A 12,322-nucleotide genomic window follows, 5' to 3' on the forward strand; every position below is an offset into this window, starting at 1 on the left:
ATCCAGCGTACGCGAGAGCCTCAACCTGCCGTCGGCCCGGTCCGTCGTCCCTCTGCCGATGTATCGGTGTCCGTCAGTGTCCCATCCGGCCCCGGTAGTATTCAGTGCCCATCAGCTCACCCCGGGTCACCTGGCCGAAATGACGGTCATGCCGGTTCAGGGCCGGTGTGCCCTGGCTTGCGGCGTTCCGCCAGGCGGCGCGCTGGTAGTTCATGCCGTGCGTCAGCTCGGGCCCTGTCGAGGCGTGGGCTACCGGACTGCCGTTTCCTCCCATGCTGCCACGTACCGTCAGCCAGCTGTCCCTGCCGGGGTTGTGGGCCCCGTCAAGGCTGGAGACCAGTTCGTCATCCATTTCCACCGAAGTCACCCAGGTCTTGGGGGGAATCGGGTGGTTGGCGACCGGAGAGCCGGCTGTGATTACATGGTTGATTGCATATCGGTCGGATAGATCCGAGGCGATGGCGGCAGCCGCGATGCCACCTTGGGAATGGCCTACCAGGGCCACCTGATCGCCTGCCCCCACGCCCGCGCGGGCCATCGCCTCCCGTACCAGCCGTGCTGAGGCCGCCTGTTCACGTTGATGGCTGGAGGAGCTCATCAGCTCCAGGTTCTGTTCCCAACCCATCGGTGAGTCGCGGCGTCCGTCGGTGCCTGGGATGGTGACCACCCAGCCCTGGCTGCCGTCGGGGTGGCGGTACCTTTGCACGGCCACGGTCGCGTAGTCCCCGTCCTGCCCCTTGTCCCCAAGTTTCTGGAGATTGGTCAAGGCGTCGCCGATGGTGCGCGCTTGGTCCAGGTGGAGCCCTGCGGGGCTGGTCTTGGTCACGGTCAGCCTGTCTCCCTGGATATGCCGGGTCATCCAGGAGGTGAGCAGGGAGATCTTGCCTGCGGCGGTGTTGACTCCGCCCCGTCCTTGACCGAGGAGCGCCCCGTTGTACTGACGGGCCAAGGCGTTCATGAATCGTTCCTGGGAGTTTCGGGTGCGGTGGGAGACATCGGCCCAATCCACATGGAACCCGCGTCCCCGGCTGACGTTTTCGTGGACTGAGCCGACGGCACCGCCGGCCAGGTCCATGCCGCCCGCCAGCAGGGGGCTGGCATCATACGCCAGGTCCATGAGCGCGCCCATAAGCCGACTGATCCGGTCCTCCGCGCCGGAATATAAGGAGTATGCCTTGATCAGTCCATCGGCCACGGATGTGAGCTGCTGCGCCATGGCGTTGAAGGCCTGGCTGTGTTCGTCGCAGCGGGTGACGAACAGGGGGAAATCGAACTCGGCGTGGCCTGGCGGCGGATCGGCGCTCAGGGTGCGGCAGGGGGCGCCGGCGATGCGGGCGGAGTCGATCATCAGCTGGCCTCGCAGGCCCGACCAGGAGTTGGCGACCATGTCCAGGTCGGCGCCGCTGGTGTCCAGCGCCTTCGCGGTGGCGGTGAACATGGCCAGGTCGGCCTGGCTGAGCCCATGGCCGGATATGGACGATTCAATGCGTTTGGTCATGGCCGTCCCCGTCCTGCCGCTGCCAGGGTCTCATTCAAAGGTCCATCCTGGGCTGCGGACCGGCGGCCTATCCGGGCAAGGGATTGACGGAAGGCTTCCCCCGCGTCCCCCTGCCAGTCCAGCCCTGCGGCGGCTGTGATCGCCCGTGCGCCTTGGTCCAGGGCCTGCTGACTGCGCCTGACCATGCGAACCATCTGGTCACGGCCATCTTGGGCTGCGGGATGGCAGATGCAGGCGGCGGCATCCGTCTCCAAGGGGTTTCCTGTGAAGGTGCTGGTGAATGTCATGGCTCCCATTGCACCCCGCCGGTGCATGCGCGGTCCAGTCCGCCCCGGACATGTGGTCGAATGTGGGTCCAGGCGTGTTACCAGGGCTTGGACTGGCCGCCGCTGCCTCCTGAGGGGTTTGATGAGGGCGCGGGGGAAGGTGATTGCAGATCCTGGTTGTGCTTGAGCATCTCTTCGACTTTTTTCCGCTGTTCCTCGTCCAGACCCTGGCGTTCCTGGGCTTTCTTCCGGTTCAGCGAATCGGCCGACCGACCCTGCCGGTCCCGGCCCCCCTGCTTGTTCAGATGGTCCTGTCGGCTCAGAGCACGTGTAAGGTCGCCGGAGAGGGCCGCGTTGTGTTCGATGGCCCTCCGGGTGGCGGGCAGGAGCAGGGCCTTGCCTTCTTGGGCCTGGTGGAAGAGTTCGTCGACCTGCCCTTGTGATGCCTTGAGTTTCGTGATGTCTGCCGCGGGCTTCGCCGCCTCCGCCAGGTTCTGTTCCAGGTTTGCGGAGGCCTGGTTGTATGAGCTGACCGCTTGGGTGTTCCACAGGCCCAGGCCACCCAGGGCAAGGAGGATTACAGCCAGGGCGCCCAGGAAAAGACGCGTGGACAGGCCGGCCTTGCCCGGCTGTCGGGTGGCTTTGATTCGCTCGCCGCTCATAGGAGCCTCCTCGACAGACGGATCCAATCGGTCATCTCCCACACCAGCAAGGCAAGCAGCAGAAGGGACAGCGGCCAGACGAAGGGGGTGACCCTGGTTCGTTTGCTCCGTGTCACCTGCACCCGGTAGCGGCTGGCGCTCCTGACCGCCGGTCCGTCCTTGACCGTGTGGCTGGCATCGATTGGCAGGTATTGACCGCTGAGTTCATCGGCCATCGTCTTCAGCTGGCGTTCGTCCATTTTCGAGACACCAGGTTGGCCGGTGGCCGGGTCTTTGACCCAGTCCTGGTCCTTTGCCTGCGCCCGGTCGCCTGGGGTGCGGGAGCTTACCGGGACCTTGCCGCCCTTGGCGGAGCCGACGCCCAATGTGTAAGCATCGTCCAGGTAGGCGCGCAGGGCTGAGAAGGAGCGTCGATTACGGGCCGAGGTCTGCTCACCGTCGCTGATGATGTAGAGCACGATCCGGTCACCCGGGTGCCGGTCCTTGGTTTCCTTCAAGTTGAGGATGAGCGGGTCGATCGGCGCGTCCAGGCTCGATCCCGACGACAGATCGGTCGGCTCGGTGGTCAGGTTAGCCGCCCAGTTGTCGATCGCCCGACCGTCGGGTGTAAGCGGCAGGTCCAGGGTGCCGGAGGCGCCAAAACGGACAGCGGCGAAGGATGCGTCCGGGTAGGCGGCGGTGATCTCACCCACGGCCTTGCGAGCCGCGTCCAGTCGGCTGATTGCCTCCTGGGAACCGTAGTGGGCGTCGCGTACGGCCATTGATCCGGTCACATCAACCGCCACATAGACATCGGTCGTATTGACGGCCTGGTTGGTTGTGGTCTGCACTTGACTGGGAGTAAGCACGATCAGGGCAAGCACCAGAGCCATGAGGGAACGTCTGACCACGGCCGACCAGCCCGCGTCAGAGACACCGTCCGTACGCCGGTGGATGATCGGGCCTGCAACGGCGGCAGCGAGCAGGACGGCCGCCAGCAGTCCTCCTGCTATCCAGCCCAGTGACGGGTGGAGCGTCCATCCATTCATCGCTTCAACCTCCAGACCAGCAGCAAGTATGCGCCCAAGGTCAGGCTCAGGGCAAGGGTCCACCAGCGGGGGGCGTCAACCAGGCTGGAGCGTTTGACCGCCTGCTGGTCTCCGCCGTGGCGTCGCTCGATCCTGTCGACCAGGGAGGCGATTGAGTCGGCGGAGCCCTGGAGGAGGAATGCTCCGCCCTGGGCTTCGATCAGGCTGCGCATCTGCCTGGTCGCCGGATCGTCTGCGGATTGCTTGGGGCCCGAGTATAGACCATCCACGCCTATGCCTGCCGATCGGGTGAGTTCCAAGGCGTCCTGAAGGCTGTAGGTCGGTTTGCCCGAAGCCACGTTATCGGTGGCCAGCACGATCGAGGAATTGCGGGAGGGTGCCGCGCTCCGATTGGCGCTGGGACGGGTCGTGAAACCGGGAAGCATGGCCGCGCAGGAGACCAGGCCGTCGCCGATCAGTGAGGTGGTGTCCTTGCGGTCCTGGGTGCCTTCAAGCCAATCGGAGACCGCCTGATACTGCTTGTCGCTCATCTTGTCTATATCCGTCTGACTCTGCACACCCATGAGGATCGTGCTGGCCCGCTTGAGCTCACGTGTGACCAGCTCATAGTCGTCAGTGAGGGGGAAGACCGTGCGGGAGGTGGAGTTGAAGATGCTCAGGGCGATGCGCTCGCCGTCGAAACCGGAGACCAGGTGCTGGTAAGCGGCAAGGACCTGCCGGTCGTAGGGCAGAGTGGAGCCGGAGACATCCAGGCACAAGACGATATCCCTGCTTCTCCCGGTCTCCCGATCCCGGTCCACGTTCGAGGGCCGGCCGCTCAGCAGCGTGGTCAGGACCAGTGCCAGGGCCAGCAGGAAGACAGACAGGCGGGAGAGCGTCCGCCAGTTGCGCAAGGCCTGTGATGCCGACTCGGTCGCCAGGTCGTCTTCCAGGCTCCAGACCTTAGGTCCGGCTGCATTGCGCCTGCCCCCGCGTCGGGCCAGCAGGAGACAGAGGCACAGGATGACGAGGATGAGCGCCGCGGCTCCGACAGTCACCCAGGGCCAGCGCCAAGTCAGATTGCCTATCATCAGCGCCACCTCTCGATCAGCGCCTCGGCCCAACCGGCTGCCTGGCCGACATCGGCCTCAAAAGCCTGGCGGTTGACGTCGGGATCGGCGAATTCGGGGGGGTAGAGGGCGGCGATGGTCTGCCGCAACAGGTCCAGCCGCCGCTTGTTGGTCGGTGTACGGGGCTGCCGACTCAACTCGGCCAGGGTCTGGGCCGTCAGGTCCTGTCCGCTGGCCTCGGAGGCGAAGGCGCGCACAATCTCCGCCAGTTGACCCATGGCCTGGGATTGGTTCAACTGTCCCTGCGCATGTTCACTGACGACCTGTCTGATCCTTGCCTTCCACTGGTCCTTGGCGGCCATGGGCACATGCTTGGCCTGGGGGGCCGTTGGGGTCCTGCGCGGTCTGGAGAGGAGGATGGCGGCGGCAATCAGGGCAAGGGCCAGGGTGAAGCAGAGCACTGTGGCGATCAGCAGGGGCTTCCAGGAGTTCAGTTGTGGGGCGGGTCTGCCCTGGGGCAGGTGAACCTGCGCTAGCGCATGGATGGTTGCGGTGACGTTCATCTCGCCCCCTCCGTTGTCATCGGGCCGAGTCCGCTGGCCGGGCCGGACGCTGTCAGGGTGGTTGACAGGAGTCGGACGAACTGGGTGAACATGCCCTGACTGGAACCGGAACGGATTAAGGTCGAGCCGCTCCGGGCCAGATCACGCTTCAGGGCCTGGGCCTGGTAGCGGCGGTGGGTCTCCACATCCTGGGCTTCCCGCCGCCCGCACAGGAAAGCGGGCACCTGTCGGCCGCTGCGACCGTCAACCACCGGCCCGAAGGTGCTGTCGGGGGAGAAGGGGTTGAGCCCGGCAACGGTGACCACCGTCAGCGGATGGGTGCGGGCGAGCTTGCTGATGACGGTCATCTGGCGCTCGCCGATCGCGCTCTCGTCGGTGGCCAGGACCAGGAGGGTCCGGCTGTCCCGCAGGCGCATGGCGTAGTCCAGAAGTGCGTCCAGGTTGCGGCCGGTTGTAAGGGCTCCCTCCAACGCCTGGTCCAAGGTGCGTTCGAACTGGGCGAACCCCCCGCGGCTGGGCGTGCGTCGGATGGAAGAGCTGTCGGCCAGCACCACCGAGACCTCGTCCGATCGACGCAGGGAAAGCGCGGCGAACATCCGCAAGGCGTTGGCGGCAACGGCGGCCGCGCTTTCGCCGGAGGGTGTCGTCGCCCCCATTTCGATTCCCGCATCCATGAGCAGCCAGACACGGCTGGTAGTCAGCCGTTCGCGTTCGGTGACCATGGGCCGGCCCATCCGGGCGGAGGAGCGCCAGTCGATCAGGCGGGATTCATCGCCGGGCTCGTAGGGCCGCACGCTCAGATAGTCATAACCCGTGCCCCGCTCGCCCGACGGGTGCTCACCTTCCAGGATCCCCATGGCCCGTCGTACGGTCGGAAGGCTCAGCTGGGTGCTCAAGGCCTCGATCCTGCGACGGATGGGGTCCGTGCCGCTCAAGGGCTGGCTCATGGAGCAGGCACCGTTTCCAGGATGGTGTCGATCACCTGATCGCTGGTCACACCGTCGGCCAGGGCTTCGAAGGTGAGCAGGATCCGGTGCCGCAGTACCTGGTGGGCGAAGCCTTTCAGGTCCTCGGGAATCACATAATCGCGGCCGCTCAGCAGGGCGTGGGCCTGTCCGATGCGGACCAGGGCGATCGATGCACGGGGACTGGCCCCCAGGCGTACACGGGAGGCCAGCCCTTGAATGGGTCGGCTGCCGGCCCCGCGGCTGGTGGCGGCAAGATCGACCGCATAGGCCATGATCGGGTCGGCCACGTGCACCCTCCGGGCCGCGATTCTGAGGAAGGACACATCGTCAAGGCTCAGCTGGCCCTGGCTGTCGGTCCGGGCCATGTCCGTCCCGCGGCTGGTCAGCATCTGGAGCATCTGCGTCTCCTGGCCGGCCGTCGGGTATGTCATCACCGCCTTGATCATGAACCTGTCCATCTGGGCCTCGGGCAGGTTGTAGGTGCCCTCCTCCTCGATCGGGTTCTGGGTGGCGATGACCATGAAGGGCTGGGGCAGTGGGTAGCGCTGGCCGCCGATTGTGGTGGCTCCCTCGGCCATGGCTTCCAGCATGGCGGATTGGGTCTTCGCGTTGGATCGGTTGATCTCGTCCAGAAGCACGAAGTTCGCATGGATGGGACCTAGCTGTGTGGAGAAGCTCTGCCGCGAGAAGTCGAAGACCTGGGTGCCCACCAGATCGGAGGGCATGAGGTCGGGTGTGCACTGGACGCGCTTGAAGGAGCCCGATACCGAGGAGGCCAGGGTCTGTGCCGCGGTGGTCTTGGCCAGGCCGGGCACGGATTCAATCAGGATGTGGCCCGAGGCGGTCATCGTGGCCAGCAGGGCCTCGCGCAAATCCTCCTGCCCCACAAGGGTGGAGGCGAAGCGGCTGCGGATCCGGTCCGCCAGGAGTGCGGCCCGTGACAGGTCGTCCCGTGACAGGGGACTGGTGGCAGTGCCGGGCGCCACGGCCGGACCAGGTGTGGGTTCGGGCATGACGGAATCTTGTCTGGGAGGGAATAAAGCCATAGGCAGTACTCTAGCGGCATTGACTGACGAAGGCCGGTTACGGGGCCATGGACAGCGGTTTCGGAAACGCTAGGCCAGCCGCCAGTCCACCGGTTGGGCACCCATCCGTTCGAGGGCGCTGTTGGCCTGGGAGAAGGGCTTCGAGCCGAAGAACCCGTAACGGGCCGACAGGGGGGAGGGGTGGGGTGATTTGATGATGTAGGCATTGGTCAGCAGCGGCTCCAGGCTCTGCGCCTGCCGTCCCCATAGGATCGCCACCAGCGGCTTGGGCTTGCCGCTTCCGTCCTTGCGTGCGTTCAGGGCGCGGATGGCTGCGTCGGTGATTTCCTCCCAGCCCTTGCCTCGGTGGCTGGCGGGCTTGCCCACTTGTACGGTGAGGCATCGGTTGAGCAGGAGGACGCCCTGCCGGGTCCATGGGGTCAGATCGCCGTTGCCGGGCCGCGGTATGCCCAGGTCCGATACGAGTTCCGTGTAGATGTTGCGCAGACTTCCTGGGATCGGATCCACGTCCGGCTCCACGCAGAAGCTCAGCCCGACCGCGTTTCCGGGTGTGGGATAGGGGTCCTGGCCGACGATCAGTACCTTGATGGTGTCGAACGGGATGGTGAATGCCCGCAGGATGTTTTTCGGGGCAGGCAGATACCGGCGGCCTGCGGCCAGCTCCTGGCGGAGGAAATCGCCCATCCGGTGGACCTGTGGCTCGACGGAGGCCAAGGCGTGGGCCCACCCCGGTTCGATCAGGGCGGACAGCGGCTTACGCTGCGCTTGGTCGGTGGTGGTCTCAGGCGTTTCCTGCGCCCCCGGGGCTCGCTCTTCGTCCGGGGCGGCGAAGAGTCCGGCTTGTTCCATCGGTTCCATATCATCAACTATATAGTCCGCTGGAATCGGTCTGACCGCCGGCATGACCGGTCTCACTACTACACTGTCACCTATATGAGTGCATGATCCCAGCTGCCTGAGTCGGTGGCGGGCGGGCGGAGGAAGGTCAGTCCATGGCAAGCAATCGCGACGACAACGTCGGCTACCAGCCGTATACGCCGGACGAGTTCGACGATCCGCCCGAGGGGCCGGTCGGCGTCCACCGCGGTCCACGTTCACTGGCCGTACGCATTCTGCCGGTCGTCGTCATCATCATCCTGGCTGCACTGTGCGGGCTCGGGGCCTGGACCGTCGTATCGGGCGGGAAGATGCCCTGGCAGCATTCGCAGACCACGTCAGCCCAGGTGGAGCAGGCGCGCCGCAAGGTAGAAGCCCGGCGCGGCAAGGATCCAAAGTCCGCTCCCAGCCGTAGGGCGAAGACGGAGGAGCCGAAGCCGGCCCCGCAGTCTCCGTCCCCCAGCCAGAGCGAGCAACCCGCGCCCGCAGCCAACAAGGCTTCCCAGGTACGGGTGGTCAACGGCACGTCGATCTCGGGATACGCCGCAGCCAAGCGCCAGACCCTGGTGGCGGCCGGGTACACGAGCGTCACAGCCGATAATCCGACCGGTCAGCTGCCCCAGGCCAGTGTGGTCTGGTATCAGAACGAAGCGGACAAGGCCACGGCGGACGATGTGGCCAGGACACTGGGCATAGGCAACGTGCAGCATGTGCCGGGCGCATCGGCTTCGGTCGTTGCCGTGCTGATGAATTGAGCGCATCCTGTGGTGGATCGGTCCCTGTTCGGCGTTTCTTCCCGGCTATCCGCTACACTGGTAAACGCCGACCTGGCAGCTGCGGTCAGTTTCGTATCTGCCGTGACACGGCGATTTATATTAAGGAAGTTAGTTATGGCACAAGGAACTGTGAAATTCTTCAGCGATCAAAAGGGTTATGGCTTCATCACCCCTGATGATGGCAGCGAGGACGTTTTCGTCCACTACTCCGCGATTGATTCGCAGGATAATCACAAGCTTCTGCACGAGGGCGACAAGGTCGAGTTCGAGGTCGAGAGGAGCGCCAAGGGTCTCCAGGCGACTTCCGCTCGCGTGATCTGATTCTTTCGCATCAGCCCTGAACGGGCTCTTCGCAAAAGGTCCCGGCTTCGGCCGGGGCCTTTTTGTTTATGCCTGGTCGATGGGTGCATCTCGCCCCAAGCGTATTCCGGCTATGGGGTGTTGGCACTCTGACCCGGCGAGTGCTAATCTGTGGAATTAGCACTCGAGGCTTGGGAGTGATAAGTCGGCAGCTGACGGCCGGCCCAGCTCCCCGCCGACGGTGGACATGAACACTCAAGCCATGTTGGAGGATTACAGATGGCAAAGATCATCGCGTATGACGAGGAAGCCCGCCAGGGAATGCTCGCCGGTTTGGACAAGCTGGCCGACACCGTCAAGGTCACACTGGGACCCAAGGGCCGCAATGTGGTACTGGACAAGTCCTACGGCGCACCGACCATCACCAATGACGGCGTTTCGATTGCCAAGGAAATCGATCTTGAGGACCCGTACGAGCGCATCGGCGCCGAGCTGGTCAAGGAAGTCGCCAAGAAGACTGATGACGTGGCCGGCGACGGAACTACGACCGCCACCGTGCTTGCCCAGTCCCTGGTCCACGAAGGACTGAAGAACGTGGTCGCGGGCTCCAACCCGATCGCCCTGCGCCGGGGCATCGAGAAGGCCGCCGACGCCATCGTCAAGGAACTGATCGCCGAGTCGAAGGACGTGGAGACCAAGGATCAGATTGCCGCGACCGCTACCATCTCCGCCGCTGATCCCGAGGTCGGCAAGGAGATCGCCGAGGCTCTGGACAAGGTTGGCCAGGACGGTGTCGTGACCGTCGAGGACAACAACCGCTTCGGACTGGACCTTGAATTCACGGAGGGCATGCGCTTCGACAAGGGCTACATCGCCCCCTACTTCGTGACCAACAACGACGACCAGACCGCCGTCTTGGACGACCCGTACATTCTGCTCACCTCGGGCAAGGTATCCAGCCAGCAGGACGTGGTCCACATCGCCGAGCTCGTCATGAAGACCGGCAAGCCGCTGCTGATCGTTGCTGAGGATGTGGACGGCGAGGCGCTGCCCACCCTGATTCTGAACAAGATTCGCGGCACCTTCAACTCCTGCGCCGTCAAGGCCCCCGGTTTCGGAGACCGTCGCAAGGCGATGCTGCAGGATATGGCCATCCTTACGGGTGCCCAGGTTGTCTCCGATGAACTCGGTCTGAAGCTTGACTCCATCGATACCTCCGTGCTCGGCACTGCCAAGAAGGTCATTGTTTCCAAGGACGAGACCACCATCGTCTCCGGCGGCGGCTCCAAGGAGGAGGTCCAGGCCCGCGTGGCCCAGATCCGCACCGAGATCGAGAACACCGACTCCGACTACGACCGTGAGAAGCTGCAGGAGCGCCTGGCCAAGCTGGCCGGTGGTGTGGCTGTCATCAAGGTCGGTGCCGCGACCGAGGTGGAGGCCAAGGAGCGCAAGCACCGCATCGAGGATGCTGTGCGCAACGCCAAGGCCGCCATTGAAGAGGGCTTGTTGCCCGGCGGTGGTGTCGCTTTGATCCAGGCGAGCGCCAAGGTCGAATCCACGGTCAAGCTTGAGGGTGACGAAGCCACCGGCGCTGCGATCGTCTTCCGTGCCATCGAGGCTCCGATCAAGCAAATTGCCCAGAACTCCGGTCTTTCCGGCGATGTCGTCATCGATAAGGTTCGCTCCCTGCCCGTGGGCCAAGGCTTCAATGCCGCGACCAACGAGTACGTCGATATGCTTGACGCCGGCGTGGCCGACCCGGTCAAGGTGACCCGTTCCGCTCTGCAGAACGCCGCCTCGATTGCCGGGCTGTTCCTGACCACCGAAGCCGTTGTGGCGAACAAGCCGGAGCCTCCGGCCCCCGCTGCCCCGGCCAGCCCTGACATGGGCTACTGAGACGGAAGCCCGTCAAGGCGGATGAATCGTCCGCCGGCCTTGATTCGGCCGGGCGCCGGACCCTTCGCGGAAAGCGAATGGGCCCCGGCGCCCGGCCGAACCGTTTACGGTCACCGCTGTGAAGGACGGGCAGGCTGACCGGATCAGGGCAAGGGCCGACAAGGAGAACAAGGAATCGGCTCTGGTGCGTCCTGCACGGTCGGTCGTCGTCCGGCGACCATGTTCCGTTGGGGTCAGGAGGAGGCGAAGAGCCTGGCGGCCTGCGCTTCCGCATCGGAGTAGAGTGAGGAGGCCTGGGTCAGGGCGGATTGCATGCCTTCGAGGGCCTGCTCCATCTGTTGCTGGGCTCCGCGCCACTGGGCGGCCACACCGTTGAACTGGCTGGCCGCGCCTCCCGTCCACACCGATTGCAGGTTGTCCAGGTTGGCGTACATCCCGCTCACGGCATCCCGTATGGATGCGATGGAGGAGGACACGGCCGCGCTGGCCGACTGGATCTGTTCCGAATCCACTTGATATTGAGGCATTTTGGGCCTCCCTTTCCTTGCTGGTGTTCCTTCGTTCGCCGGGCGGCCGCCGACCTTCCTCATCTGCCGCTACAGTGGACTCTATGACACACGAACGGAGCGAGGACGTCTTGCTGAATCATGTGGTCGAATGCGGCCCTGCACGGGTGGATGTAGATAAACGCAACCGGTACGGTTCGGTCTTGGGAAGGTCGTCGCGGTCGTTGACCTGGCCATTCGTATTGGTCGTGGTCCTTTCCTTGGTTCTGCTGGCCGGGCCCCCGGCCGCCATAGCGGCGGGGGACGGGCAGGGGCCCGTCGGCAGTTTGACAGATCAGATCACCGACACCCAGAACCTGTTGGGAGCCAACGTGGGTGCTGTGACGGACGCAATCAATGAGACGCAGCGCAAGACCGGCGTCCACGTCCGGCTGCTCTACCTTCCCTCGTTCTACCAGGGCAAGAATCCCGACAAGTGGGCCAGTCAGGTGTTGGAGTCGACCCAGCCTCCCGCGAACACGGTCCTGCTGGCCGTGGCTTCCAAGCAAGGCAACCTGGTCGTCGCGGTTTCTTCCAACTCCGAGGGTTGGCTCAAAGAGCAATCCACGGTCGATGACCTGTCCCAGGCGGCCCTGAAACCCATAGCCGACAGCGACTCACCGGACTGGGTGGGGTCCGCCGAAGCGCTCATGCGGCAGGTGGAGCAATCCAAGAGGGACCATGAGCGGCGTACCATCCTGCTGTGGGTTGCCCTAGCCGGCGCCGTCGTCGTAGTGGTCGCGGCCGTTGTGGTCGCCTATCTGCTGAAGCGGCGTAAGGGCAGGAAACGGGTGGGACGTCACAGCTCGCGTTCAGGAAACGTTCAGTCTGGGACGGCATCCTGAGACC

The 12,322-nt window shown here is 64.6% G+C and carries 14 protein-coding genes; 4 read left to right on the plus strand and 10 right to left on the minus strand.

The annotated features are described in order from the left end of the window. Positions 1-73: 73 nt before the first annotated feature. From CRD59_RS00240 to CRD59_RS00280, 9 genes are all read right to left on the minus strand, one after another. The gene (locus CRD59_RS00240) at positions 74-1,498 is read right to left on the minus strand and encodes an alpha/beta hydrolase (protein ID WP_113852601.1); all 1,425 of its coding nucleotides are present in this window, start codon (positions 1,496-1,498) and stop codon (positions 74-76) included. Then, a complete protein-coding gene (locus CRD59_RS00245) occupies positions 1,495-1,785 on the minus strand; it encodes a hypothetical protein (RefSeq protein WP_113852602.1) in 291 nt (96 codons plus the stop codon). The genes CRD59_RS00240 and CRD59_RS00245 overlap by 4 nt, the downstream gene beginning before the upstream one ends. 77 nt (positions 1,786-1,862) lie before the next feature. Next, the gene (locus CRD59_RS00250; protein WP_113852603.1) at positions 1,863-2,426 is read right to left on the minus strand and encodes a DUF6466 family protein; all 564 of its coding nucleotides are present in this window, start codon (positions 2,424-2,426) and stop codon (positions 1,863-1,865) included. Beyond that, positions 2,423-3,454, minus strand: coding sequence for a vWA domain-containing protein (locus tag CRD59_RS00255; protein WP_113852604.1), 1,032 nt, complete (start codon positions 3,452-3,454; stop codon positions 2,423-2,425). Before CRD59_RS00255 ends, CRD59_RS00250 begins: the two co-directional genes overlap by 4 nt. Beyond that, a complete protein-coding gene (locus tag CRD59_RS00260) occupies positions 3,451-4,524 on the minus strand; it encodes a vWA domain-containing protein (protein WP_113852605.1) in 1,074 nt (357 codons plus the stop codon). The genes CRD59_RS00255 and CRD59_RS00260 overlap by 4 nt, the downstream gene beginning before the upstream one ends. Further along, a complete protein-coding gene (locus CRD59_RS00265; RefSeq protein WP_113852606.1) occupies positions 4,524-5,066 on the minus strand; it encodes a hypothetical protein in 543 nt (180 codons plus the stop codon). The genes CRD59_RS00260 and CRD59_RS00265 overlap by 1 nt, the downstream gene beginning before the upstream one ends. Further along, on the minus strand, positions 5,063-6,013 hold the full coding sequence (locus CRD59_RS00270; protein WP_113852607.1) for a DUF58 domain-containing protein: 951 nt from the start codon (positions 6,011-6,013) through the stop codon (positions 5,063-5,065). The genes CRD59_RS00265 and CRD59_RS00270 overlap by 4 nt, the downstream gene beginning before the upstream one ends. Beyond that, positions 6,010-7,080, minus strand: coding sequence for an AAA family ATPase (locus tag CRD59_RS00275; RefSeq protein ID WP_113852608.1), 1,071 nt, complete (start codon positions 7,078-7,080; stop codon positions 6,010-6,012). The genes CRD59_RS00270 and CRD59_RS00275 overlap by 4 nt, the downstream gene beginning before the upstream one ends. A gap of 69 nt (positions 7,081-7,149) precedes the next feature. After that, a complete protein-coding gene (locus CRD59_RS00280; RefSeq protein ID WP_236632634.1) occupies positions 7,150-7,938 on the minus strand; it encodes a uracil-DNA glycosylase in 789 nt (262 codons plus the stop codon). 134 nt (positions 7,939-8,072) lie between these two features. Here CRD59_RS00280 and CRD59_RS00285 point away from each other — a divergent pair, with 134 nt between their 5' ends. From CRD59_RS00285 to groL, 3 genes are all read left to right on the plus strand, one after another. Then, positions 8,073-8,711 carry a LytR C-terminal domain-containing protein gene (locus CRD59_RS00285; RefSeq protein WP_113852610.1) on the plus strand — a complete coding sequence of 213 codons (639 nt, stop codon included), beginning with the start codon at positions 8,073-8,075 and terminating at the stop codon, positions 8,709-8,711. Positions 8,712-8,846: 135 nt separating this feature from the next. Then, positions 8,847-9,053 carry a cold-shock protein gene (locus CRD59_RS00290; protein WP_113852611.1) on the plus strand — a complete coding sequence of 69 codons (207 nt, stop codon included), beginning with the start codon at positions 8,847-8,849 and terminating at the stop codon, positions 9,051-9,053. 258 nt (positions 9,054-9,311) lie between these two features. Further along, positions 9,312-10,928 carry a chaperonin GroEL gene (gene groL / locus CRD59_RS00295; protein WP_113852612.1) on the plus strand — a complete coding sequence of 539 codons (1,617 nt, stop codon included), beginning with the start codon at positions 9,312-9,314 and terminating at the stop codon, positions 10,926-10,928. Positions 10,929-11,161: 233 nt separating this feature from the next. Here the strand turns inward: groL and CRD59_RS00300 are convergent, their stop codons facing one another. After that, positions 11,162-11,455 (minus strand): WXG100 family type VII secretion target, encoded by a 294-nt coding sequence (locus CRD59_RS00300; RefSeq protein WP_113852613.1) that lies wholly within the window; start codon positions 11,453-11,455, stop codon positions 11,162-11,164. A gap of 83 nt (positions 11,456-11,538) precedes the next feature. On the opposite strand from CRD59_RS00300, the gene CRD59_RS00305 reads away from it, so the two are divergent. Further along, positions 11,539-12,318 carry a TPM domain-containing protein gene (locus CRD59_RS00305; RefSeq protein ID WP_113852614.1) on the plus strand — a complete coding sequence of 260 codons (780 nt, stop codon included), beginning with the start codon at positions 11,539-11,541 and terminating at the stop codon, positions 12,316-12,318. The last annotated feature ends 4 nt before the right edge of the window (positions 12,319-12,322 follow it).

Source organism: Bifidobacterium xylocopae, assembly GCF_003315615.1.
Classification (GTDB): domain Bacteria; phylum Actinomycetota; class Actinomycetes; order Actinomycetales; family Bifidobacteriaceae; genus Bombiscardovia; species Bombiscardovia xylocopae.

Excerpts from the sequence above, each read along its gene's own strand:
- CRD59_RS00240 (WP_113852601.1), bottom strand. The coding sequence starts at position 1,498 with ATGACCAAACGCATTGAATCGTCCATATCCGGCCATGGGCTCAGCCAG.
- CRD59_RS00245 (WP_113852602.1), bottom strand. The coding sequence starts at position 1,785 with ATGACATTCACCAGCACCTTCACAGGAAACCCCTTGGAGACGGATGCC.
- CRD59_RS00250 (WP_113852603.1), bottom strand. The coding sequence starts at position 2,426 with ATGAGCGGCGAGCGAATCAAAGCCACCCGACAGCCGGGCAAGGCCGGC.
- CRD59_RS00255 (WP_113852604.1), bottom strand. The coding sequence starts at position 3,454 with ATGAATGGATGGACGCTCCACCCGTCACTGGGCTGGATAGCAGGAGGA.
- CRD59_RS00260 (WP_113852605.1), bottom strand. The coding sequence starts at position 4,524 with ATGATAGGCAATCTGACTTGGCGCTGGCCCTGGGTGACTGTCGGAGCC.
- CRD59_RS00265 (WP_113852606.1), bottom strand. The coding sequence starts at position 5,066 with ATGAACGTCACCGCAACCATCCATGCGCTAGCGCAGGTTCACCTGCCC.
- CRD59_RS00270 (WP_113852607.1), bottom strand. The coding sequence starts at position 6,013 with ATGAGCCAGCCCTTGAGCGGCACGGACCCCATCCGTCGCAGGATCGAG.
- CRD59_RS00275 (WP_113852608.1), bottom strand. The coding sequence starts at position 7,080 with ATGGCTTTATTCCCTCCCAGACAAGATTCCGTCATGCCCGAACCCACA.
- CRD59_RS00280 (WP_236632634.1), bottom strand. The coding sequence starts at position 7,938 with ATGGAACCGATGGAACAAGCCGGACTCTTCGCCGCCCCGGACGAAGAG.
- CRD59_RS00285 (WP_113852610.1), top strand. The coding sequence starts at position 8,073 with ATGGCAAGCAATCGCGACGACAACGTCGGCTACCAGCCGTATACGCCG.
- CRD59_RS00290 (WP_113852611.1), top strand. The coding sequence starts at position 8,847 with ATGGCACAAGGAACTGTGAAATTCTTCAGCGATCAAAAGGGTTATGGC.
- groL (WP_113852612.1), top strand. The coding sequence starts at position 9,312 with ATGGCAAAGATCATCGCGTATGACGAGGAAGCCCGCCAGGGAATGCTC.
- CRD59_RS00300 (WP_113852613.1), bottom strand. The coding sequence starts at position 11,455 with ATGCCTCAATATCAAGTGGATTCGGAACAGATCCAGTCGGCCAGCGCG.
- CRD59_RS00305 (WP_113852614.1), top strand. The coding sequence starts at position 11,539 with ATGACACACGAACGGAGCGAGGACGTCTTGCTGAATCATGTGGTCGAA.